Genomic DNA, 21,993 nt, shown 5'->3' on the forward strand with positions numbered 1-21,993 from the left:
TCCGGTGAGGAGTCCGCAAGGAGCCGTTCGCGCCGGTGCCGCCGTGCGAAGGGCTCGAAACGGGGTAGTCGAGGGGACGCCCGAGGAAAGGACCGTCATGACGACCTACCTGATCAGCGTCCCCGGCACGTTCACCACCGGGATCGGGGCGGACACCCGCACCCGCCTGACCAGGGCACTGCGCCCCGCCGACCCGCACGGCACCAGGATGGGCAGCAGCGAGGACCTGGACGTGCTCAACGTCAACGAGGACAACACCTTCACCCTCCGGCTCTCGGTCGAGGCCGACACCGGCCCGCACGCCGAGGAGGAGGCCCGCCGGCTCGCGGACTCCGCGCTGCGCGGCGCCGGCCTGGACGAAAGCAGCGCACCGCTGGGCCCCGCGGTGATCACCGGTATCGACTCGGACGCCGGCTGAGGCGGTTCCGGGCGCTCCCTCCGGCGCGCGCCGAGTTCGTGTGATTTGGGTAAAATTTAGGCGTTTGCCCGATATTCAAGGGAGGTGTCCGACGCGGGCACCTCCCGCCGGAAGTGAGCCGATGCCCCGCAAGCGCTCCACCGACGACGGCGACGAGCTGCTGGCCAGGCTCGGTTCGCTCACCGCCCAGGCGCGCGAGCGCGCGGAACTCCAGCGCACCCAGGTCGAGCTGGCCATCGCCCTCCAGCGCGGGATGCTGCCCCGGGACCTGCCGAGCGCCCCCGGCCTGCACCTCGCGGTCCGCTACGCGCCCGCCTGCTACGGCCTCAACGTGGGCGGCGACTGGTACGACGCCTTCCCGCTGCCCGACGGGCGGATCGGGCTGTCCATCGGGGACGTGCAGGGGCACAACATCGAGGCCGCCGCCTTCATGGGTCAGGTCCGCGCCGGGCTGCGCGCCCTCGCGTTCGCCACCGGGGAGCCGGGAGAACTGCTCGCCCGCACCAACGACCTGCTCGTCTCCCTCGGCAGCGAACTCTTCGCCACCTGCACCTTCGTACGGGTCGACCCCGCCACGGGGGTGCTGGAGAGTGCGCGGGCCGGGCACATCCCCTTCGTCTGGGCCACGGCGGACGGCAAGTCCGGCGTCGTCGACGACGAGGGCGGGCCGCCGCTCGGTGTCCAGCGGGGCGTCGAGTACCCGGTGGCCCGGCACCGGCTGACCACGGGCGGGCTGTGCGTGCTGCTCACCGACGGCGTGGTGGAAGGGCCCCTGATGGACGTCGAGGCCGGCCTCGACCAGGTGGTGCGCCTCGCGGGCATAGCCGCGGTCGCCGGTCTGGAGAGCCAGGCGCTGGCCGCCGCCGTGATCAAGGGCGCCGAAAGCGTGGGGCACGAGGACGACGCCGCCGTACTCGTCGTGGGTCTCGACGGGCCCGGACCGCGGCTGTAGCGCCGTCCCGGATTTCAGCCGGAGGGCCGGACGCCGCCCGCTCTCGCCTGGCCGACCCGCGCCGGGCGGTGTGAGATGGCTGCTGTGGTGGGTATCGCGGAACTGCGCCGGCCGGGCGGCTATGTCGTCCAGGTACTGGCCGTCGCGGCCTGCTACTACGGCGCCGGCCGGCTCGGGCTGCTGCGCGAGCTGTCCGTGGAGAGCGCCGTCGTCACCCCGATCTACCCGCCGACCGGCGTCGCCGTCGCCGCCCTGCTGATCCTCGGCATCGGCTGCTGGCCCGGCATCACGCTCGGCGCCCTCGGCATCATCCTGAGCCTCGCGCCACCCGGCCCCGATCTGGTCGGCATCCTCTTCGGCAACACCGCCGCCCCGGTGTGCGCGGCGATCCTGCTGCACCTGGCCCGTTTCCGCGTGGACCTCAGCCGCTTCCGCGACGGCCTCGCCCTGGTGTTCCTCGGCGCCCTGGGCGCCATGACGATCAGCGCGACCGTCGGCGTCGGCATGCTCGTCCTCACCGGAAAGCTGGCCACGCACGCGTTCTGGCCCGTGTGGCTCGCCTGGTGGGTGGGCGACGCGGTGGGGGTGCTGCTGGTCACCCCGCTGCTGCTGTCGCTGCGCGGGGCCCGGCTGCCCCCGTCCCTCGGACGGTGGAAGGAGGCGACCGCGCTCGCCGTCATCGCCTGCGTGCTCGTCCCGGTGGCCGTCTACAGCTCGGTCAGCCTGCTGTTCCTGGTGTACCCGCTGATCATCTGGGCGGCGTTGCGCTTCCAGCTCGCGGGCAGCGTGCTGTGCGCCCTGTTCACGTCCGTGCTCGCCAGTCTCGCCGCCACGGACGCCCGCGGGGCGTTCCACGGGCTGAGCGCGATCGAGGTCATGGCCAAGCTCCAGGCGTTCAACGGCGCGATGGCGCTCACCGCGCTGCTGATGTCCGCCCTGATCACCGAGCAGCGCAACACCCGGCGCTCGGTGGAGCTGGCCTGCCAGGAACTGGCGGAGGTGCTCGAACACCTGACGGCCGGCGACGTCCCCGTGCCCAGACCGCCTCCCGGCGCCGAGGGCGCGGGCGGCGACGGCGGTGACCGGTCACGGCGGTGAGACGGCGGGGACGGTCACCGGTGCCCGGAGCCCTCGTCAGGGGCGTCCCGCCGCGGGGCGTTGCGGCTCCTGGCGCTGCGCTCCGCGACATCGCGGGGGGTGGGGGTCGGCGTCGGCGAGTTGCCGGACTCCTCGGCGGCGTGCCGGCGTTCCTCCTCGTGCCGGCGGTTCACGTCCCGCGGATCGGGTCGGTCGTGGCGGTGGTCATTGCGTTCGCTCATACGGCGCCGGGTACCCGCACCCCCGGCCGCCGCAACGTCCGCCGCCCGGCGTGTCGAACGGCCCGCCGGGGGCACTGGGAGACGATGGCCGGAGCCCGTCGGCGAGGGCGAGGGCCGGACCGGAGGGAAAGGGCGGCATGGAACAGCGGGTGACACCGCGCGCGGCGGACGCGGGGTGCGCGAAGGCGGCGACGGCCGACGTGACGGTGGCGAAAGCGGGGGGCCCGAGAGGTGAGGGCGCCGCCGCGGAGAGCGTGAAAGGCGACGCCGGGGTCGGCGCCGTGACGGGCCCGCGGGGAGAGGCCGCCGGTGGGGCGCCCCGGGCGGGGCGCCCCGGTGACGGCCCGGGCGGCGATGCCCGTCGCCGGGTGCCCCGTACCGACGTCCTCCTGCGCGACCCCCGGCTGGCCGCGGCCGTGGAGCGGCTCGGGCAGGCCGTGGTGAAGGCCGCCGTGCGCGAGGCGCAGCAGCGGGCCCGGGACGGGCGGGTGCCACCGGAACGGGTGCCGGAGACCGCGCTCGGCCTGCTGCCCGGCACCGCGAGCGGACTGCGGCCGGTGATCAACGCGACCGGAGTGCTGCTGCACACCAACCTCGGGCGGGCCCCGCTGTCGGACGCCGCCCGGCAGGCGGTGGCGGAGGCCGCCGGGCCCACCGACGTGGAACTCGACCTGACCACCGGGGTACGGGCCCGCAGGGGCCGCTCCGCCCTGGCCGCGCTGCGGGAGAGGGTGCCGGCCGCCGGGGACGTCCATGTCGTCAACAACGGCGCCGCCGCCCTCGTCCTGGCCGCCACCGCGCTCGCGGCCGACAAGGAGATCGTCGTCAGCCGGGGCGAGATGGTGGAGATCGGTGACGGCTTCCGCCTGCCCGACCTGCTCGTCTCCACCGGCGCCCGGCTCCGCGAGGTGGGCACGACCAACCGTACGACCGCCGCCGACTACGCCGACGCCATCGGCCCCGGCACCGGGTTCGTGCTGAAGGTGCACCCCTCCAACTTCCGCATCACCGGCTTCACCCGCTCGGCCGAGGTCGGCGAACTCGCCGGGCTCGGCGTCCCCGTGGTCGTGGACATCGGCTCCGGACTGCTCGCCCCCCACCCGGCGCTGCCCGAGGAACCCGACGCCGCCACCCAGCTGCGCGCGGGCGCCGCCCTCGTCACCGCGAGCGGCGACAAACTGCTCGGCGGCCCCCAGTGCGGACTGCTGCTCGGCGACCGGGACCTCGTGCGCGCCCTCGCCCGGCATCCGCTGGCCCGCGCCCTGCGCGTGGACAAGCTGACCCTGGCCGCGCTGGAGGCCACCCTGAGCGGACCGCCCACCCCGACCGCCCGCGCGCTCACCGCCGACCCCGCCGGACTGCGGGCCCGCGCCGACCGGCTCGCCGCCGACCTCGGCGCCCACGGCGTCGACGTACGGGCCGTGGACAGCATCGCCACGGTCGGCGGGGGAGGGGCGCCCGGCGTCGAGCTGCCCAGCGCGGCGCTCTCCCTGCCCGAACCGTACGCCGCCGTGCTGCGCACCGGGCGGTTCCCGGTCGTCGGACGCCTGGAGGCCGGCCGCCTGCTGCTGGACCTGCGGGCGGTGCCGCCCGCCGACGACGAGCGGCTCGCCCGGGCCGTGCGCTCGGCGGGCACCGAGGGGAGGAGGGCGTGATGCGCGTCCTCGCCACGGCCGGCCATGTCGACCACGGCAAGTCCGCCCTGGTGAGGGCCCTGACCGGGATGGAGCCCGACCGGTACGAGGAGGAGCGCCGCCGGGGTCTCACCCTCGATCTGGGCTTCGTGTGGACACGGCTCGGACCGGACGGCGAACACCTCGCCTTCGTGGACGTGCCCGGGCACGAGCGGTTCGTGCCGACCATGCTCGCCGGGGCCGGGCCCGTGCCCGCCGTGCTGTTCGTGGTCGCCGCCGACCAGGGCTGGCAGCCCCAGTCCGAGGAACACCTGGCCGTCCTCGACGCGCTCGGCGTCCGGCACGCCGTCCTCGCGGTCACCCGCAGCGACCTCGCCGACCCCGAACCGGTGCGCGCGGACGCCGTGTCGCGCCTGGCCGAGACCTCCCTCGGCAAGGTCGCGTCGGTCGCGGTGAGTTCCGTCACCGGCGCCGGACTCGATGAACTGCGCGCCGAACTCGCCCGGATGACGGCGGAGTTGCCCGACCCCGATCCCGAGGCCGACGTACGGCTGTGGCTGGACCGGGCGTTCACCGTGCGCGGCCACGGCACCGTGGTGACCGGCACGCTCGGCGCGGGCACCCTGCGCGTCGGCGACCGGCTGGTGACCGGTGACGGCTCGGCGGTGCTGCGGGTGCGCGCACTGCAGAGCCTGCACGAGAACCGCGAGTCCGTGGCCGGGGTCGCCCGCGTCGCGGTCAACGTGCACGGCCAGGGGGACGCGGCGCTGCGCCGGGGGCAGGTGCTGCTCACCCCGGACCGCTGGCTCACCACCGAGGTGATCGACGTCCGGGTGGGCGGCGAGCCGGTGGCCGAACTGCCCCGCCAGGCCACCCTGCACATCGGGACCGCCGCCGTCCCGGCGACCTTGCGTCCCCTCGGGGAGGACACCGCCCGGCTCACCCTCGGCCGGAGCCTGCCCCTGCGCATCGGCGACCGCGCGGTGCTGCGCGAGCCCGGCGGCGGCCGGGTCCCCAGCGGGGTCACCGTCCTTGACGTACGACCGCCCCGGCTCACCCGGCGCGGTGCGGGGCGCGCCCGCGCCGCCGAACTGGCCGCCCTGACCGGCCGGCCGGACGGCGCCGCCGAACTGCGCCGCCGCAAACTGATCCGCCGCGCCGACCTGATCGCGATGGGCGCCCCGGCCCCCGCCGCCCCCGTCACCGGCGACTGGCTGGCCGACGAGACGTACTGGGCCGAACTGCGCGCCCGGCTGGCCGCCGAGACCGAACGGCACGCCCGCGCCCACCCCTTGGACCCCGGCCTGCCCACCGAGGCCGCCCGCCGGCTCCTCGGCCTGCCCGACCGGACCCTCGTCGACGCGCTGGCCGAGGCGTCCCCCCGGCTCCGGGCCGGCAACGGCCGGCTGTACGCCCCCGACACACCCGGCCTGCCCGCCCCCGTGCGCGCCGCCGTGGACGCCGTACGCCGCGACCTGGCCCGGTCACCGTTCCGCGCACCCGAGGCCGGACGGCTCGACGAACTCGGCCTGAACCGCAGGACGCTGGCCGCTGCCGTCACCGCCGGGGCCCTGCTGCGCATCTCCGACGGCATCGTCCTGCTGCCCGGCGCGGACGCCGAGGCCGCGGCCGTACTACGCACCCTGCCCCAGCCCTTCACCCTCAGCGAGGCCCGCCGCGCCCTCGACACCACCCGCCGGGTGGCCGTACCGCTGCTGGAGTTCCTGGACGCCCGGGGCCTCACGGAACGCGTCGACGACCAGCGCAGACGGTGCCGGACCGGGCCTGCGGGAGGGGGCGGCCGACCGCTCGCGGCGTTTGGCCGTGACGGCGACCGGTACAGGTAGGAGCGGAGGCGGACGGGAATCGAACCCGCCTGCCCGAGATCCTCGGGCACCTCGGTTTTGAAGACCGGGAGGGCCACCAGGCACCCACACGCCTCCACCGCTCGTCAGGCTAGTGCCCCAGGAGACCGGAATGACACCGACCCGCCAAGCGACCGTCCGACTCACGCAGTTCGCCCACGGCGGCGGCTGCGCCTGCAAGATCCCGCCCGGTGAGCTGGAGGAGGTGGTCAGCGGACTGACCGTGCCGCAGCTCGCCGGCGGTGACACCCCGCTGCTGGTCGGCCTGTCCACCGGCGACGACGCGGCCGTGGTCACCCTGCCCGGCCGGCCGGACACGGCCATGGTGTGCACGGCCGACTTCTTCACCCCGGTGGTGGACGACCCCTACGACTGGGGGCGCATCGCCGCCGCCAACGCGCTGTCCGACGTGTACGCGATGGGCGGCCGGCCGGTGCTCGCCGTCAACCTGCTGGCCTGGCCGCGCGACCGGCTCCCCTTCGACCTGGCCCGCGAGGTGCTGCGCGGCGGCCTCGACATCGCCACCGAGGCCGGCTGCCACGTCGGCGGCGGACACAGCGTGGACGATCCGGAACCCAAGTACGGCATGGCCGTCACCGGCATCGCCGACCCGGGACGGCTGCTGCGCAACGACACCGGCCGGCCCGGGACCCCGCTGTCCCTGACCAAGCCGCTCGGCCTCGGTGTGCTGAACAACCGGCACAAGGTCACCGGCGAGCGGTTCGAGCAGGCCGTCGCCACCATGACGGCGCTGAACCGGGAGGCGTCCGAGGCCGCGCTGGCCGCCGGGGCCACCTGTGCCACCGATGTCACGGGCTTCGGCTTCCTCGGCCATCTGCACAAGCTCGCCAAGGCGTCCGGGGTGACCGCCGTGATCGACACCGCCGCCGTGCCGTATCTGGACGGTGCCCGCGAGGCCGTCCGCGACGGCTTCGTCAGCGGCGGCACCCGGCGCAACCTCGAATGGGTGGCCCCGCACACCGAGTTCGGCACCACCGACGCCGACACCCGGCTGCTGCTCGCCGACGCCCAGACCTCCGGCGGGCTGCTGGTCGCCGGGGAGGTACCCGGGGCGCCGGTGGTGGGGGAACTGGTACCCCGCGGCTCCCACACCGTCGTGCTCCGCTAGCGGGCCCTGTTCCGCCGGCGACCGGCCCGCCCGGGGTCTACGGCTCCGTACCCGTGTGCTCGTCGATGCCCGCGCGGGCGCGGTAGGCGCGCACCAACTCCAGGGAGGCCGGGCCGCGCGGCCGACGCCCGGGGCGGATGTCCACCGCGATCGCCTTGGCCTCCTGGATGTGGGTGTTGGGGTCCAGGGAGAGGTGCAGCAGTTCGTTCGCCGCGTCGCCGGTGGTGTAGCCGTTGGGGCCCCAGTGGTACGGCAGCCCCACCTGATGCAGCCGCCGGCCGTGCACGGTCAGCGGGGCCATCCGGTCGGTCACCAGCACCCGCGCCTCGATCACCCCGCGGGCGCTGACGATCGTCGCCCAGCCGGTGTGCTCCAGGTTCCGCTCGGCGGCCAGCTCCGGGGAGACCTCGCAGAAGAACTCCGGTTGCAGTTCGGCCAGATACGGCTGCCAGCGGGACATGCCGCCCGCCGTGTGATGCTCGGTGAGCCGGTAGGTCGTCGCCACGTACGGGTAGACCTGCGAGCCGCGCTCGTCCCCGCTCGGCTGGTAGCGGTTGTCCGGCACCGTCGGCATCAGCTGCCGCACCGGGTTGCGCTGCTGGTCGTAGAGCAGGTTCGGGAACGGCGAGTCCTGCGGCTCGTAGTGCGTGGGCAGCGGCCCGTCCGTGAGCCCGGACGGCACGTACAGCCACGCCTTGCCGTCGGCCTGCATGATGAACGCGTCCCGGCCGGTCAGCGCCGCGGGCCCGGTCGCCTCCTGGTCCGGTTCGTAGCCGGGCGCCTTGTCCTTCTTGAAGTCGGGCACGTCGTGCCCCGACCACTCGCCCCGGTCCGCGTCCCACCACACCAGGGCCTTCCGCTCGCTCCAGGGCCGGCCCTCGGGGTCGGCGGAGGCACGGTTGTACAGGATGCGGCGGTTGGCGGGCCACGCCCACGCCCACTCGGCGGCCACCCAGTCCTGCTCCCGGCCGGGCTTGCGGCGGGCGGCCTGGTTGACGCCGTCGGCGCGCACCCCGCAGTAGATCCAGCAGCCGCAGGCGGTCGAGCCGTCCGGCTTCAGCTGCTCGTACGAGGAGAGCGGTTCGCCCTCGGCGTCGTAACCGTTGATCTCCGCGAGCACGGCCTCGGCGTCGGGTTCGGCCAGCGGGCCCTTCGTCGGGTAGTCCCAGGCGAGGTCCAGCACCGGCCGGTCCATCTCGTCGGTCGACCCGGCGAGCTTCTCCCGGATGATCCGCCCCAGGTGGAACGTGAACCACAGGTCGCTGCGTGACTCGCCGGGCGGCTCGACCGCCTGATGGTGCCACTGGAGCAGCCGCTGGGTGTTGGTGAAGCTGCCGTCCTTCTCGGTGTGCGCCGCGGCCGGCAGGAAGAACACCTCGGTGCGGATGTCCTCCGTGCGCATCTCCCCGGTCTCGATCTCCGGCCCGTCCTTCCACCAGGTCGCCGACTCGATCAGCGAGAAGTCGCGCACCACCAGCCACTCCAGATTGGCCATGCCGAGCCGCATCAGCTTGGAGTTGGCGTTGCCCACCGCCGGGTTCTCGCCCAGCAGGAAGTAGCCCTTGCAGACGCCCTCCAGCTGGGCCATCGTCGTCTCGTACGTCGAGTGCGAACCGGTCAGCCGCGGCAGGTAGTCGAAGCAGAAGTCGTTCTCAGCCGTCGCCTTGTCGCCCCAGTACGCCTTGAGCAGGCTCACCAGGTACGAGCGCATGTTGCCCCAGTAGCCCTTGTGCGCCGCCTCCGCCTCGACGAAGGCGTCCAGGTCCTGGTTCTGATGCGCGTGCGGCATCGGGATGTAGCCCGGCAGCAGGTTGAACAGGGTCGGGATGTCCGTCGACCCCTGGATGGAGGCGTGCCCGCGCAGCGCGAGGATGCCGCCGCCCGGCCGGCCGATGTTGCCCAGCAGCAGTTGCAGGATGCAGGCCGTGCGGATGTACTGCACGCCCACCGTGTGCTGGGTCCAGCCCACCGCGTAGGCGAAGGCCGTCGTCCGGTCCCGGCCGGAGTTCTCCGTGACCAGCTCGCACACCTGCCGGAACAGGTCCTGCGGCACCCCGCACACCTGCTCCACCATCTCCGGCGTGTAGCGCGAGAAGTGCCGCTTGAGCACCTGGAAGACGCAGCGCGGATGCGTCAGCGTCTCGTCCCGCTCGGGCTCGCCCTCGCCGATCACCGCGCCGCCGGAGCCGTGCGCCTCGCCGCGCGCCGCCTCGGTCACCGACGCGCCGCCGCCGGTGCGCTCGTCGTACTCCTGGTCGCGCTGCCCCGAGGCGGCCTGCACCTCGGTGCCCTCGTATTGCCAGCTGGAGTTGTCGTACGAACGGGTCTCGCTGTTCAGACCGGAGAAGACGCCGGACAGGTCCTCGGTGTCACAGAAGTCCTCCCGCAGGATCACCGGCGCGTTGGTGTACGCCAGGAGGTAGTCGCGGAAGTACTTGTCGTGCTCCAGCACATACCGGACGATCCCGCCGAGGAATGCGATGTCCGAGCCCGCGCGCAGCGGCACGTGCAGGTCGGCGAGCGCGCTGGTGCGGGTGAACCGCGGGTCGACGTGGATCACCTTCGCGCCCCGCGCCTTGGCCTCCATCACCCACTGGAACCCGACCGGATGGCACTCGGCCATGTTCGAGCCCTCGATGACGATGCAGTCCGAGTTCTGCAGGTCCTGCTGGAAGGTGGTCGCGCCGCCGCGTCCGAACGAGGTTCCCAGACTGGGAACGGTGGAGGAGTGTCAAACGCGCGCCTGGTTCTCGATCTGGATCGCGCCGAGCGCCGTGAACAACTTCTTGATCAGATAGTTCTCTTCGTTGTCCAGCGTGGCCCCGCCGAGGCTCGCGAAGCCCAGGGTGCGCCGGGTGCGGGTCTGGTCGACCTCCCACTCCCAGCCCGCCCGGCGGGCCGCGATCACCCGGTCGGCGATCATGTCCATCGCGGTGTCGAGGTCGAGGCGCTCCCATTCGGTGCCGTGCGGGCGCCGGTAGAGCACCTCGTGGCGGCGGGCCTCGCCGGTGGTCAGCTGGAGGCTCGCCGAGCCCTTGGGGCACAACCGGCCGCGTGAGACGGGGGAGTCGGGGTCGCCCTCGATCTGGGTGACCTTCTCGTCCTGGACGTACACGTTCTGGCCGCAGCCCACCGCGCAGTACGGGCAGACGGACTTGACCACCCGGTCGGCCGAGGCGACCCGGGGCGTGAGCCGCTCGCTGCGGCCGCTCTTGGCGGCGGCGCCCCGGCCCAGCGGGTCCGTCCCGGTGAGCTGGCGGTACACCGGCCACGAGTCGATCCAGGTACGTACGCCCACGGCCACTCCTCCCACTCGTGTCCCGATTCTCCCGCGGTGCCGCCGCTTCGGCATCTCGTGCGGCGCCGGAGTACCCCGGCCCGCCGGGGGTAAACGGCGTGCCGGGCGCTCTCCCGCAAAGGGGGGCGGAGGACGCCCGGCGGGCGCGTCCTCGGTGTGCGGAGCGGACCGCTTGGCAGGTGTGAGGCCGCCGCCGTGGGGGACTCCGCCGCTGCGGTGTGTCGGCCGACGGACCATCGAGGGCGCCCGTAATGTCCTGATGGTCCCGGTCTCGGTCCCGGGTGAACGAGACGGCGGGAGTGAGCACATGACGGGCGCGAGCCCCGGCAGGAGGGGGACGGTGCGATGAGGCAGCGGCATGTCTTCGGAACCGTGTTCACCGTGGAGGCGGTCATCGCCGGCCTGGTTTTCCTCGCCGTCCTCGCACTGCTGGCCCGGGCCATGACCAAACGCCGCGCGCACGCCTCGGACCGCACCGAGCGGCCCCGCGTCGAGGCCTTCTACGTCGGCGCGCTCGCCGCCTTCGCCGTCTTCCTGGTGGCCTGGACCGCCTGGCAGAACTCCCGCGAGCACCACTCGGCCACCGCCCGGCCGCTGCGCGTGGACGTCACCGGATTCCAGTGGTGCTGGACCTTCGGCTATCCGCAGTCCCCGGCCCACCGCCAGGTCACCGGCGACTGCCACGGCCAGGCCCTGCCCACCCTCGTCGTGCCGACCGGCCGCCCCGTCGAGCTGCGGCTCACCTCCCGGGACGTCATCCACTCCCTCTGGGTGCCGGACCTGCGCTACAAGATGGACGCCTTCCCGCGCCACGTGAACACCTTCACGCTCACCCTGGACCACGAGGGCCGCTGGCGCGGGCGGTGCGCGGAGTTCTGCGGGCAGCGGCACTACGCGATGGACTTCTGGATCAAGGCCGTGTCGCCCGAGCGGTACGACAGCTGGGCCCACGGCAAGGCGGCCGCCGCATGACGGTCGCGCCCCCGGCGGCACAGCGCGACGGCGCCGGCCGGCCGGTGCCGCCCGGCAGCTGGCTCGGCTGGGTGTCCACCACCGACCACAAGCGCATCGGCCTGCTGACCGTCGCCACCTCCCTGCTGTTCCTGCTCGTCTTCGGCGTCTTCGCGCTGCTGATGCGCAGCCAGCTCGCCCGGCCCGACGAGACCTTCCTCGCCGCGGGCACCTACGACCAGCTGTTCACCCTGCACGGCTCCGGCATGATCTACATGGTCATGACGCCGTTCGCCCTCGGCATGGGCGTCTACCTGGTGCCGCTCCAGATCGGCGCCCCCGGTATCGCACTGCCCCGGCTGACCCTGCTCGGCTACTGGCTCTACCTGTTCGGGGCGCTCACCATGCTGGTGGGGCTCGCCGCGCCCGCCGGGGCGCACGCCGGGGGCTGGTTCTCCTATCCGCCGCTCTCGGACAGCGCCTACTCACCGGGCGCCGGCACGGACCTGTGGATCGCGGGCGTCTTCGTCGCCGTCACCGGCACCATCCTGATGGGCTGGGCCGTGCTCTGGACCGTGCTGCGCCGCCGTACCCGGGGCATGACGATGCTGCGGCTGCCCGTCTTCTGCTGGGCGATGATCGCCACCTGCCTGATGGTGATCGGCGCCTTCCCCGCGCTGCTCGCCGCGCTCGCCCTGCTCGCCGTGGGCCGCGCCGACGCCTCCGTGTTCCTGCACAACACCTGGAACATCGGCTACCAGCACATCTTCTGGTTCTACGGCCACCCGGTCGTGTACGTGATGTTCTTCCCGTACCTGGCCGCCGTCGCCGAGGTGCTGGCGGTGTTCTCCGGGCGCCGCTTCTTCGGCTACCGGGGCACCGCGCTGTCGCTGCTGGTGTTCGCGGCGCTGTCGATGAGCGTGTGGGGCCACCACATGTTCGCCACCGGGCAGGTCGCCAACGACTACTACTCGCTGACCTCCATCGCCCTGCTGGTGCCCGCGGGCGTCGAGTACTTCGGCATGCTCGGCACGATCCTGGGCGGCCGGCTGCGGCTCGCCACCCCGATGCTGTTCGCGCTCGCCTTCATCCCGCAGTTCCTGATCGGCGGCCTGACCGGGATCATGGTCGGCACGCCGGTGATCGACTACCACGTCACCGACAGCTACTTCGTGGTGGCCCACCTGCACTACGTGCTCTTCGCGGGCAGCGCGTTCGGCCTGTTCGCGGCCGTCTACTACTGGTTCCCGAAGGTCACCGGCGCCACGCTCGACGAACGGCTGGGCCGCTGGCACTTCTGGCTGCTGGTCGTCGGCACCAACCTGACCTTCCTGCCGATGTTCGCCCTCGGCTACCTCGGCATGCCGCGCCGCGTCTCCGCCTACTCCTCCCTCGACGGCTTCGGGACGCTGAACCTGCTGGCCACGATCGGCGCGGGCTTCCTCGCGGCCGCGATGGCCGTCTTCGTCGTCAACGTGCTCGGCACACTGCGCCGCAACGCCCTCGGCCGCGCCACCCCGGCCGGGGACGACCCGTGGCAGGCGCACACCCTGGAGTGGGCCACCACCTCCCCGCCGCCGCGCCTCAACTTCCCCGCCGACCGGCCGCTGCCGCCCGTCACCAGCTTCGCGCCGCTGCTCGACCTGCGGCGCCGGGAGAGGAGCGAGGCGTGAAACGGCAGCTGCCCGCGGCCGTGGTCGCCGGCTGGGGCCTGCTCAACGGCCTGCTGCTCGCCGTCCTCGCGGTCTACGGCGAGAGCGCGATGGTGTACTGGCTGTGGGGCTCGGTGGTCCTCCTCCTCCAACTGGCCGCTCTCGCCGTGCTGTTGTCCTCCCGCGCGAGCCCCGACCAGCATGTGCGCTACCGGGTCCCGGACCGGGGAGCGGGTGCCGTGCTGCCCGCCGCGATCGGCCTGCTGCTGGTCGCCCTCTGCTTCGTCTACGGCCGCTGGCTGCTGGTCGTCGCCGTACCGCTGCTCGCCGTCGCCGCGGCCCTGCTGGTGCGGGGCACCACGGCGCGGGAGAGGTGAGACGGCGATGGGACACTCGGCGCCCATGTCCGCCGTCGGCATGGCCTGGCCCGCGCTGCTGGTGGCCGTGGTGGTCCCGGCCGTCGTCCACGCCCTGCGGCGCGCGCCGCTGTGGGAGCGGATCAGCGTGCCGGCGCCGCTCGCCCTGCCGTTGCTGGTGCTGACCCACGCCTGGACGGTCCTCGGCGACCGCATGAGCCTGCGGCCACCCGGCGGGGCGTTCCCCGGCGACGTCCTCCTGACGGCGACGGCGGTCCTGTTCTGGCTGCCGGTCGTCGCCCGCACCCGGCATCGCCTGGACGACGTCGGCCGCTGCCTGTACCTCTTCCTCACCGCCCCGCTCCTGGACCTGCCCGCGGTGGCCCTCGTCGCCACCGGCGACTCGGCGGGCGGGCTGACCATGATCGTCGGCATGCTGCCGGTCGGCGTGACGGCGGCGGCGGTCACCTGGTCCTGGGTCAACCGGGAGGAACGCGAGGCCGAGCGGCAGGCGGGAGGCGATCCGGTTGTCCGCTGACCTCCCGGTCCTGGTGTTCGACGTCAACGAGACACTCACCGACATGACCCCGCTCGCCGGACGCTTCACGGAGGCCGGCCTACCCGCCCATCTGCTGCCGACCTGGTTCGCCGGGGTGCTGCGCGACGGGACGGCCCTGACCCTGGCGGGCGGTCACGCCTCCTTCGCGGCCGTCGCCCGGGAGGGGCTGCTGGCCCTGGCGGCCGGCGAGCGGGCCGTACCGGACCCGGAGCGCGCCGCGGACCACGTCCTGTCCGGGCTGCCCGAACTGCCCGTGCACCCGGACGTCCCCGAGGGGGTACGGGCCCTGCGCTCGGCCGGGTTCCGCCTGGCCACCCTGACGAACGGAGCGGCCGCCACCACCCGCGCGGTCCTGGACCGCGCAGGACTGACCGGCCTGTTCGAAGCCCACCTGGACGTGACGGCCCCGGCCCGCTGGAAACCGGCCCCCGAGGCGTACGCGCACGCCCTGCGCGTGCTCGCCGTACCCGCGTCCGCGGCCCTGCTGGTCGCCGTGCACCCATGGGACGTGGACGGCGCGTCCCGCGCGGGCCTGCGCACCGGGTGGCTGCGCCGGACGCCGCGGCCGTACCCCGCCACCCACCGGCCGGCCGACGTGGCGGCCGCCTCCCTGCCGGAGCTGGCCGAGCGTCTGCTCACCTGGCGACCGCCGGGCGGTCCGCCGTGACCAGCCAGGACGTGCTGGGCAGCCGGACCGTGCCGTCGTCCGCCTCGTGGGCGCGCAGCCGGTCCGCCAGGGCGCGGCGGGCGCGGTCCTGTTCCGTCGCACCGACCTGTGCCAGCAGATGGCGGCCGGGACCCGTGCCGAGCATGAACTCCGCGGCGTCCTCGGCTCCGTGCCCCCACGTCTCGTACGCCCGGACCCGGCCGGCGGAAACCCCCGTGAAACCGGCCGCGGTGAGGACGGCGCGGATGCGGTCCGGGGCGGACAGGGAGAACATGCCGGGCAGCCCCGGGGTACCGAAGCCGCCGAGCGGCAGCACGTCGCCCAGCGAGGCCAGTGCCGCCGCCCCGCCGCTGAGCGAGACATCGGCCGGGCAGACGAACGCCAGGCGCCCACCGGGGCGCAGCGCCCGGCCGATGTTGCCGAACGCCGCCACCGGGTCGGCGAAGAACATCACCCCGTAGCGGCTGATCGCCACGTCGAAGGCACCCGGCTCGAAGGGGTGCACCTGCGCGTCGCCCTGGACGAACGAGACGTTGGCGATGCCCTCGCGCCGCGCGCGGGCCCGCGCCTCGGCCAGCATCGGTCCTGACAGATCGAGGCCGAGCGCGGCGCCCCCGGGGGCGCGGCGCGCGGCGAGCCGGGTGGTCTGCCCGGAACCGCAGCCGAGGTCGAGCACCCGGTGGGCGGCGCCGATCGCGGCGGCGTCGAGCAGCGGCTCGTCGAAGCCCTCGTTCACGGCGTTCCAGCGGTCCTGGTGGTGGGCCCAGTGAGCGCCCTCCGGTCCGTTCCACGCCTTTTCCTGCTGGGAGTTGACGACGTCCGGCACGGCTGCCTCCTGTGCGCGACGGAGAATGGGCACTTGCCCAAACAGTATGGGCGAGCGCCCATACTGGCAATCCCCGTTACCATCCAGGACGTTGACGCAAGGACGGAGGGCAGGGCCATGGCACCGCGTGGAGTTGCGACGCCGGACGTGCGCGAGCGGCTGTTCGCGGCCGCCGAGCGCGTCGTGGAACGGGCCGGCCCCGGCGCGCTCACCAGCCGTTCCGTCACCACCGAGGCGGGCTGCGCCAAAGGGCTGCTGCACGCCCACTTCGCCGGGTTCGACGAGTTCGTCGCCGAACTCTGCCTCGACCGGTTCGCGCGCACGGCGGCGCGGGCGCGGGCACTGCCGGGGCTCGCCGGGCAGGGCACGGTGGCGGGGAACCTCGACTCCGTCGTCCTCGCCCTGTTCGACTCCGGCGGCCCCGCCCTGTCGGGCCTGGCGATGGCCCGCCCCGCCGCCATGGCGCGCGTCCGCGCGGCCCTGGAGGGCGGGGCACCGGGCTTCGCCGCGATCGAGGAGGCCGTCACCGGCTATCTGACGGCCGAACAGGGGCTCGGCCGGGTGGCGCGGAGCGTCGATCCGGGCACCGCGGCCCTCGCGATCGTCGGCACCGCCCACCATCTGCTGATGACCGGCCGGCCCGGCACCCCCGACCCGCGGCCCGCGATGAGACGCCTGGTGGCCGCGCTGGTGGCCGGCGGATAACCCCTCAGCCGCCCTTCGCCGCCAGCCTCTCCCGCTGCGGCACCACGGTGTACCGGGGGTCCTCCGCCGATGCCACCCCCGCCTCGAAGACGCCGAAGCGCAGCGCCGCCGAGCCGGTGAGCAGGGCGGTGCCCGCGGCGAGCGCGAGCCGGCGGTCGGGCACGCGGACGCAGAGCAGGGCCAGGGCCGCACCGCCCGCGGTCAGCGCCTCCGCCGCGCGCAGGAGCACCCGCGGCCTGCCCTGGTCGAAGGGCTCGGCGGCGAGGCCCATACGGCGCTTCATCAGCCGGAACGCGCCCAGTTCCAGCGCGGCGCCGAGCACCGCCATCCGGCGGGCCGGACCGGCCTGCGCGGTCGGGGCGGCGACCAGGCCGAGGCCGGACGCGGCGGTCGCGGCCGAGCCCGCGAAGACGAACGGCAGTTCACGGTAGCCCTCGTGCCAGGACGGCACCGCGGTGTCCGCGATCAGCACCGCCGTGTACGTCGCCACGCCGGGGCCGAGGACGGCCGCCGCCGCGGTGGCGGCCGAGCCCACCGGCCGCAGACGGTCCGCCAGTTCCGCCGCGGCCGCCCCCAACAGCCGGTAGCGGCCCGCCACTTCGGTGGCCGCGGCCGCCACGGTCAGCGGCGCGTACCCCATCAGCAGCCAGGATCCCACGCTCATCGGCGAGGTCGGCTTGAAGACGCGCAGCATGTTCAGGAAGCGGGCCGGCCGGCCCAGATCGTGCACCAGGGCGGCGAGCGAGAGCGAGATCGCGCCGGCCGCGCCGATCTTCGCCGGAGCCGCGAGCCCCGGCCGCCCGGTGGCGTGGGCCCCGGCCGCCAGCAGCGAGGACGCCCCGGCCAGCCCGCCGAGGTACAGGTACCCGGCGATGTCCAGCGCCTTCCACGTCGGCTTGTTCAGCACGGGTTTGCCGTAGTACGACGAGAACGAGGCGTCCGGCACCATCGGCTGCTCGCCCCGTCCGCGCCGACGCCGCCGGCGCCCCGCGTACGCGCCGGTCGGCGCCTCCCGGCCGGGCCGTGAGCCCTTCTCGCCGCCCTGGGTGACGTCCCTCTCGCTCATCGCACGCTCCTCGCAGAACCGGTGCGGTTCATCGCACACTCCTCGCGGCACCGACGGACCTCACCGTGACCTCCGTACGAATCCGCCCGCGAAACCGCCCACCGCGAGCCCCATCAGCGTCACCGCCGCCAGCGCCGCGTGCCGCCACATGTCCGGCAGGTCCCGGGTGGTGACCACGGGGTCCGGCGGCAGGCCGTAGACCTCGGGCTCGTCCAGCAGCAGGAAGAACGCGCCGTCGCCGCCGACCCCGTCGTCCGGACTCTCGCCGTACAGGCGGGCGTCGGTCACCCCGGCCGCGTGCAGCTGCGCCACCCGGCCCCGTGCCCGCTCCCGCAGTTCGTCCAGCGGCCCGAACTGGATGGAGTCCGTCGGACAGGCCTTGGCGCAGGCGGGTTCCATGCCCGCGCCCAGCCGGTCGTAGCACAGGGTGCACTTCCACACCCGGCCGTCGTCCTTGCGCTGGTCGATGACGCCGTACGGACAGGCGGGCACGCAGTACCCGCAGCCGTTGCAGATGTCCTCCTGGACGACGACCGTGCCGAACTCGGTGCGGAACAGCGACCCGGTGGGGCACACGTCCAGACAGGCCGCGTGCGTGCAGTGCTTGCACACGTCGGAGGCCATCAGCCAGCGCAGCTCGGTGCGGCCGTCGGGGGAGAGGGGGGAGATCCGCCCGGCGGGCGCGCCCTCGGGGGCCTGCCCGGGCGGGGGAGCGGTGGCGCCGGGACCGGGTGAGGCGGCGTCGGTGCCGAGCCGGGCCGCCGCCTGGAACACATCGGTGTCCTCGTGCACGACCCCGGGCTCCTGCCCGCCGAACGGCTTGCGCTGTTCGATGAAGGCCACGTGCCGCCAGGTGTCGGCGCCCAGGCCCTGCGTGTTGTCGTAGGACATGCCGGTCAGTTCGAGGCCGTCCTCCGGGACCGCGTTCCACTCCTTGCAGGCCACCTCGCAGGCCTTGCAGCCGATGCACACCGAGGTGTCGGTGAAGAAACCCATCCTCGGCGGGGCGTCCGGATAGCCGGCCGCCCCGGCCACGTCCGGCTGCGGGCCGTACCACTGGTTGCCACGGACGTCAGGGCTGTCGCTCATGGCGTGCCTCCTCGCTCACGACTCGCTCACGACTCCTCGCCCCCCTCGGACACCTCGCCCGGCGCCGCCCGCACCGCGGCCACCCGGCGCCGCTCCCACGGCGTGGCCGGCATCTCCACGCCGCGGCCGAAGTACCACCGGCTGAGCGCGTTGCGCAGCCGGTGCCGGCGGAACCAGCGCCAGACCTCCGTGCCCTCGGCGCGTGGCCGGGGCACCTCGCGCACCAGGATGCGGTAGGCCTCGGCGCGCGGCAGCAGGGTGCGCGCCTCCTCGTACCCGCCGCCCGCCGTGCGCCGCACCTCGGCGGTCGTCCCGCCGTCCAGCAGCCGGCGCCGGTCGGACGCCTGGAGGCCCAGACAGGCCCTCTTGGTGGCGTGATAGGTCAGGAACGGCACCACGAACAGCAGGGTCCGCAACACCCGGGTCAGGTAGTCCATCGGCAGCTCGAACCGGTACGCCAGCACGTCCTGACCGCCCGCCAGCAGCAGCACCGCGTACACCGACACGGCCGCGGCGCCCAGCGCCGTGCGGGTCGGCTGGTTGCGCGGCCGGTCGCACAGGTGCTGCTCCGGCAGCGGGCCGGTGATCCAGCGTTCGAAGAACGGGTAGGCGTACAGGACGGCGAAGAGCAGCGCGGGCAGCACCGCGCCCGGCAGCAGCACGTCCCAGACGATCGTGTGCCCGGCGACATTCGTCTCCCAGCCCGGCATCAGCCGCAGCGCGCCCTCCAGATAGCCCACGTACCAGTCGGGCTGCGAGTCCACGGAGACGTGGTCGGAGCGGTACGGCCCGAACGACCAGATCGGGTTGATCTGGAACAGGGCGCCCATCAGCGTCAGCACACCCGCGAGGGTGAAGAAGAGGCCCACCGACTTGGCGGTGTACTGGGGGAAGAGGGGTTTGCCGATCACGTTCCGGTTGGTGCGGCCGGGCCGCGCCCACTGGGTGTGCTTGTGCACCACCACGTACGTCAGGTGCACCCCGACCAGCGCCAGCAGCAGCCCCGGCACCAGCAGGATGTGCGTCACGTACAGCCGGGGGATGATGGCGTGCCCCGGGAACTGGCCGCCGAAGACGAAGTACGACAGATACGTGCCCACCACCGGGATGGACAGCACGATGCCCTGCGCGGTGCGCAGACCGGTGCCGGAGAGCAGGTCGTCGGGGAGCGAGTAGCCGCAGAAGCCCTCCAGCAGCGACAGCATGAACAGCGTCACGCCCACCGTCCAGTTGACCTCGCGCGGCCGCCGGAACGCCCCGGTGAAGAAGATCCGCAGCAGGTGCACGCCGATCGCGCCGAGGAAGACCAGTGCCGCCCAGTGGTGCGTCTGCCGCAGCAGCAGCCCGCCGCGCACGTCGAAGCTGATCCGCAGCACCGACGCGTACGCCTCGCTGGTCATCGCTCCGCGCAGCGGCAGGTAGGCGCCGGTGTACGGCCGTTCGGCCATGTCCGGGTCGAAGAAGAACGTCAGCCAGACACCGGTCACCACCAGCACCAGCAGGCTGTACAGCGCCAACTCGCCCAGCAGGAACGACCAGTGGTCCGGGAACGCCTTGCGCAGGAACTCCTTGCCGGACGCCGCCACCGGAAGCCGCTGGTCGAGCGAGCGCACCAGACGCTCGCCCCGTCCCGGGGGCCGCTCCTCGGACGCCGCCACTCGTCGCTCGCCTTCCGCCGGTGCTGGTTCGTGCACGCTCGGTGCCCCCCCTTCGAGCCTGGCACGGGTGCCCGGACTCCGCGCGTCCGAAACGACGACGGCACAGCTGTGCGGGGTCCGCGGGCCCGGCACCGTTTGCGCGGGTCGGCGCGCGGCTACCCGGTGGCCGGAAAACTGTGCGGAGAGCGAGGAGAACACCGTGGGGAACATGGCCGAGGTCGTCGCCGCCCGGCTGCGGGACGCGGGGGCGGGACGGGTGTACGGCGTGCCGGGCCTGGCGCTCGACCCGCTGGTGCGCGCCCTCGGGGACCCGTGGTTCGTGCAGGCGCGCGGCGCGGAGTCCGCCGCCCTCATGGCCTGTGCGCACGCCAAACTCACCGGCGGGCTCGGCTGTTGTCTGGCCCCGCCGGGGGCCGGCGTGCTGCGGCTGCTGGCCGGCCTGTACGACGCGGCGGCCGACCGGGCGCCGGTGCTCGCCCTGGTGGGCCGCGAGGACGGGGACCCCGGGACGCGCCATCTGGCGGAGGTCTCGGTGTTCTGCGAGGCGGTCTCCGGGCCGGAGCAGCTGGGCGACGCCCTGGACCGGGCCGTCCGGGCGGCGCTCACCGACCGGGGGGTCGCGAGTCTGGTCGTACCCCGCCGGGTGCTTGAGGCCCCGGCGCCGCCCGGCGGGCCGGCCCCGCGGAGCGGTTTCGCGGCCGCGTCCGTGGAACCGCCCGACGAGCGGCGGCTGCGCGGGGCCGCCGAGGTACTGGCCGCGGCCCGGCGGCCGGCCGTGATCGTGGGCAACGCGGGGCGCGCGGCGTCCGCGCAGGCGGCGGGCGTGGCCACGCTGCTCGGCGCCGGGGTGGCCACCACGGCCCTCGCCCGGGACGTGCTGCCCGACGACCTGCCGTACCAGACGGGTGTCGCGGGCCCGCTCGGCAGCTCGGCGGCCGCCCTGCTGCTGCGGGAGTGCGACACGCTGCTGCTCGTGGGCGCGGAGGACCTGGACCCCGCTGTGCTGCCCGACCCCGCCGGCTGCCGGACCGTCGCCGTGGGACCCGGTGAATCCGTGCCCGGTACGGCCGTCCAGGTGAACGGCGACCCGCGGGCGGCCCTGGAAGCGCTGATCCCGATGCTGCACCGGGCCACCGACCGCGGCTGGCGCACCCGGGTCGAGGACACGGTGCGGGACTGGCGGGCCGAGGGCCGTGTTAAGGCCAACCGGTACTTCGGCACCTCGGTGAACCCCCGCTCGGTCGTCGCCGAGCTGTCCGAACGGCTGCCCGACCGGGCCGTGGTGGTCACCGACTCCGGAACCGCGCTCGACTGGTGGACCCGCCATCTGAGGCTGCGCAACGGCATGCGCTCGCTGCTGTCGGGGCATCTCGGCCTGCCCGGCGCGGCCGTGCCCTACGCCGTCGCCGCCAAGTTCGCGGCCCCGGAACGGCCCGTGATCGCCCTCGTCGGCGACGGCGCCCTCCAGGGCGGCGGGCTGAACGAACTGATCACCGTGCGCCGTCACCTGGACCGGCTGGCCGCTCTTCCGCCGCTGGTGTTCTGCGTGCTGAACAACGGTGACCTGAACCGGCTCACCTGGCGGCGCCGGGCCGCCGCCGGCGACCCGCTGCTTCCGCTGTCGGCCGAGGTTCCCGCGATGCCGTACGCCGAGTGGGCGCGCCTCGCCGGGCTGCCCGCCGTCCGCTGCGACCGGCCGCGGCATGTCGCCTCGGTCTGGGCCGACGTGCTGACCCAGCCGGGACCGGTGCTGCTGGAGTTCGTGGTGGACGGGGAGATCCCGCCGGACTGGGCGGCGGCCGACGGCGGCCGGGAGCGGCCCGGGAAGAAGCTGCTGCCGCGGGCCTGA

General features: G+C 74.2%; 19 protein-coding genes and 1 tRNA gene. 13 read left to right on the forward strand and 7 right to left on the reverse strand.

Going from position 1 to position 21,993, the window contains the following annotated elements; genetic code table 11:
- The first annotated feature begins 97 nt into the window (after positions 1–97).
- From HZZ00_RS14475 to HZZ00_RS14485, 3 genes are all read left to right on the forward strand, one after another.
- A complete protein-coding gene (locus tag HZZ00_RS14475; RefSeq protein ID WP_070024589.1) occupies positions 98–418 on the forward strand; it encodes a hypothetical protein in 321 nt (106 codons plus the stop codon).
- A gap of 121 nt (positions 419–539) precedes the next feature.
- Complete coding sequence (locus HZZ00_RS14480; protein WP_180332571.1) at positions 540–1,370, forward strand: PP2C family protein-serine/threonine phosphatase; 831 nt, start codon at positions 540–542, stop codon at positions 1,368–1,370.
- 75 nt (positions 1,371–1,445) lie between these two features.
- A complete protein-coding gene (locus tag HZZ00_RS14485; protein WP_180332572.1) occupies positions 1,446–2,468 on the forward strand; it encodes an MASE1 domain-containing protein in 1,023 nt (340 codons plus the stop codon).
- Positions 2,469–2,482: 14 nt separating this feature from the next.
- On the opposite strand, the gene HZZ00_RS14490 is transcribed toward HZZ00_RS14485, so the two are convergent.
- Positions 2,483–2,689: a hypothetical protein gene (locus tag HZZ00_RS14490; RefSeq protein ID WP_180332573.1), complete on the reverse strand. Its 207-nt coding sequence runs from the start codon at positions 2,687–2,689 to the stop codon at positions 2,483–2,485.
- A gap of 368 nt (positions 2,690–3,057) precedes the next feature.
- On the opposite strand from HZZ00_RS14490, the gene selA reads away from it, so the two are divergent.
- Both selA and HZZ00_RS14500 read left to right on the forward strand, forming a co-directional pair.
- Positions 3,058–4,344, forward strand: a complete 1,287-nt coding sequence (selA, locus tag HZZ00_RS14495) for an L-seryl-tRNA(Sec) selenium transferase (protein ID WP_257585791.1) — start codon at positions 3,058–3,060, stop codon at positions 4,342–4,344.
- The gene (locus tag HZZ00_RS14500; RefSeq protein WP_180332574.1) at positions 4,344–6,170 is read left to right on the forward strand and encodes a SelB C-terminal domain-containing protein; all 1,827 of its coding nucleotides are present in this window, start codon (positions 4,344–4,346) and stop codon (positions 6,168–6,170) included. Before selA ends, HZZ00_RS14500 begins: the two co-directional genes overlap by 1 nt.
- A 3-nt stretch (positions 6,171–6,173) precedes the next feature.
- Here the strand turns inward: HZZ00_RS14500 and HZZ00_RS14505 are convergent.
- Positions 6,174–6,266, reverse strand: a tRNA-Sec gene (locus HZZ00_RS14505).
- Positions 6,267–6,300: 34 nt separating this feature from the next.
- On the opposite strand from HZZ00_RS14505, the gene selD reads away from it, so the two are divergent.
- Positions 6,301–7,317 carry a selenide, water dikinase SelD gene (gene selD / locus HZZ00_RS14510; protein ID WP_180332575.1) on the forward strand — a complete coding sequence of 339 codons (1,017 nt, stop codon included), beginning with the start codon at positions 6,301–6,303 and terminating at the stop codon, positions 7,315–7,317.
- Between the two features lie 37 nt (positions 7,318–7,354).
- Here the strand turns inward: selD and fdh are convergent, their stop codons facing one another.
- Positions 7,355–10,615: a formate dehydrogenase gene (gene fdh / locus HZZ00_RS14515; protein WP_180332576.1), complete on the reverse strand. Its 3,261-nt coding sequence runs from the start codon at positions 10,613–10,615 to the stop codon at positions 7,355–7,357.
- A 345-nt stretch (positions 10,616–10,960) separates the two neighbouring features.
- On the opposite strand from fdh, the gene HZZ00_RS14520 reads away from it, so the two are divergent.
- Genes HZZ00_RS14520 through HZZ00_RS14540 form a run of 5 tightly spaced genes read left to right on the forward strand, consistent with a single transcriptional unit; the run spans position 10,961 to position 14,800 of the window.
- Positions 10,961–11,587: a cytochrome c oxidase subunit II gene (locus HZZ00_RS14520; protein ID WP_180332577.1), complete on the forward strand. Its 627-nt coding sequence runs from the start codon at positions 10,961–10,963 to the stop codon at positions 11,585–11,587.
- The gene (locus HZZ00_RS14525; protein ID WP_180332578.1) at positions 11,584–13,239 is read left to right on the forward strand and encodes a cbb3-type cytochrome c oxidase subunit I; all 1,656 of its coding nucleotides are present in this window, start codon (positions 11,584–11,586) and stop codon (positions 13,237–13,239) included. The genes HZZ00_RS14520 and HZZ00_RS14525 overlap by 4 nt, the downstream gene beginning before the upstream one ends.
- On the forward strand, positions 13,236–13,595 hold the full coding sequence (locus HZZ00_RS14530) for a hypothetical protein (protein ID WP_180332579.1): 360 nt from the start codon (positions 13,236–13,238) through the stop codon (positions 13,593–13,595). The genes HZZ00_RS14525 and HZZ00_RS14530 overlap by 4 nt, the downstream gene beginning before the upstream one ends.
- 25 nt (positions 13,596–13,620) lie before the next feature.
- Positions 13,621–14,112 (forward strand): hypothetical protein, encoded by a 492-nt coding sequence (locus HZZ00_RS14535; RefSeq protein ID WP_257585792.1) that lies wholly within the window; start codon positions 13,621–13,623, stop codon positions 14,110–14,112.
- Complete coding sequence (locus HZZ00_RS14540; RefSeq protein ID WP_257585793.1) at positions 14,102–14,800, forward strand: haloacid dehalogenase type II; 699 nt, start codon at positions 14,102–14,104, stop codon at positions 14,798–14,800. The genes HZZ00_RS14535 and HZZ00_RS14540 overlap by 11 nt, the downstream gene beginning before the upstream one ends.
- Here HZZ00_RS14540 and HZZ00_RS14545 read toward each other — a convergent pair.
- Entirely contained in the window at positions 14,769–15,626 is an 858-nt protein-coding gene (locus HZZ00_RS14545; protein ID WP_180333512.1) for a class I SAM-dependent methyltransferase, read from the reverse strand. The genes HZZ00_RS14540 and HZZ00_RS14545 overlap by 32 nt on opposite strands.
- Before the next feature lie 117 nt (positions 15,627–15,743).
- Between HZZ00_RS14545 and HZZ00_RS14550 the strand changes: the two genes are divergently transcribed.
- Entirely contained in the window at positions 15,744–16,331 is a 588-nt protein-coding gene (locus HZZ00_RS14550; RefSeq protein WP_180332580.1) for a TetR/AcrR family transcriptional regulator, read from the forward strand.
- Positions 16,332–16,335: 4 nt separating this feature from the next.
- Here HZZ00_RS14550 and nrfD read toward each other — a convergent pair whose 3' ends face one another.
- From nrfD to HZZ00_RS14565, 3 genes are read right to left on the reverse strand one after another with little or no spacing between them, the layout of a single operon-like run.
- On the reverse strand, positions 16,336–17,397 hold the full coding sequence (nrfD, locus tag HZZ00_RS14555) for an NrfD/PsrC family molybdoenzyme membrane anchor subunit (RefSeq protein ID WP_180332581.1): 1,062 nt from the start codon (positions 17,395–17,397) through the stop codon (positions 16,336–16,338).
- A gap of 60 nt (positions 17,398–17,457) precedes the next feature.
- On the reverse strand, positions 17,458–18,486 hold the full coding sequence (locus HZZ00_RS14560) for a 4Fe-4S dicluster domain-containing protein (RefSeq protein WP_180332582.1): 1,029 nt from the start codon (positions 18,484–18,486) through the stop codon (positions 17,458–17,460).
- A 26-nt stretch (positions 18,487–18,512) separates the two neighbouring features.
- The gene (locus HZZ00_RS14565; protein ID WP_374028548.1) at positions 18,513–20,144 is read right to left on the reverse strand and encodes a cytochrome bc complex cytochrome b subunit; all 1,632 of its coding nucleotides are present in this window, start codon (positions 20,142–20,144) and stop codon (positions 18,513–18,515) included.
- Between the two features lie 208 nt (positions 20,145–20,352).
- On the opposite strand from HZZ00_RS14565, the gene HZZ00_RS14575 reads away from it, so the two are divergent.
- Positions 20,353–21,993 carry a thiamine pyrophosphate-binding protein gene (locus tag HZZ00_RS14575; RefSeq protein ID WP_257585942.1) on the forward strand — a complete coding sequence of 547 codons (1,641 nt, stop codon included), beginning with the start codon at positions 20,353–20,355 and terminating at the stop codon, positions 21,991–21,993.

The sequence above is a fragment of the Streptomyces sp. NEAU-sy36 genome (assembly GCF_013423905.1).
Lineage (GTDB): Bacteria > Actinomycetota > Actinomycetes > Streptomycetales > Streptomycetaceae > Streptomyces > Streptomyces misionensis.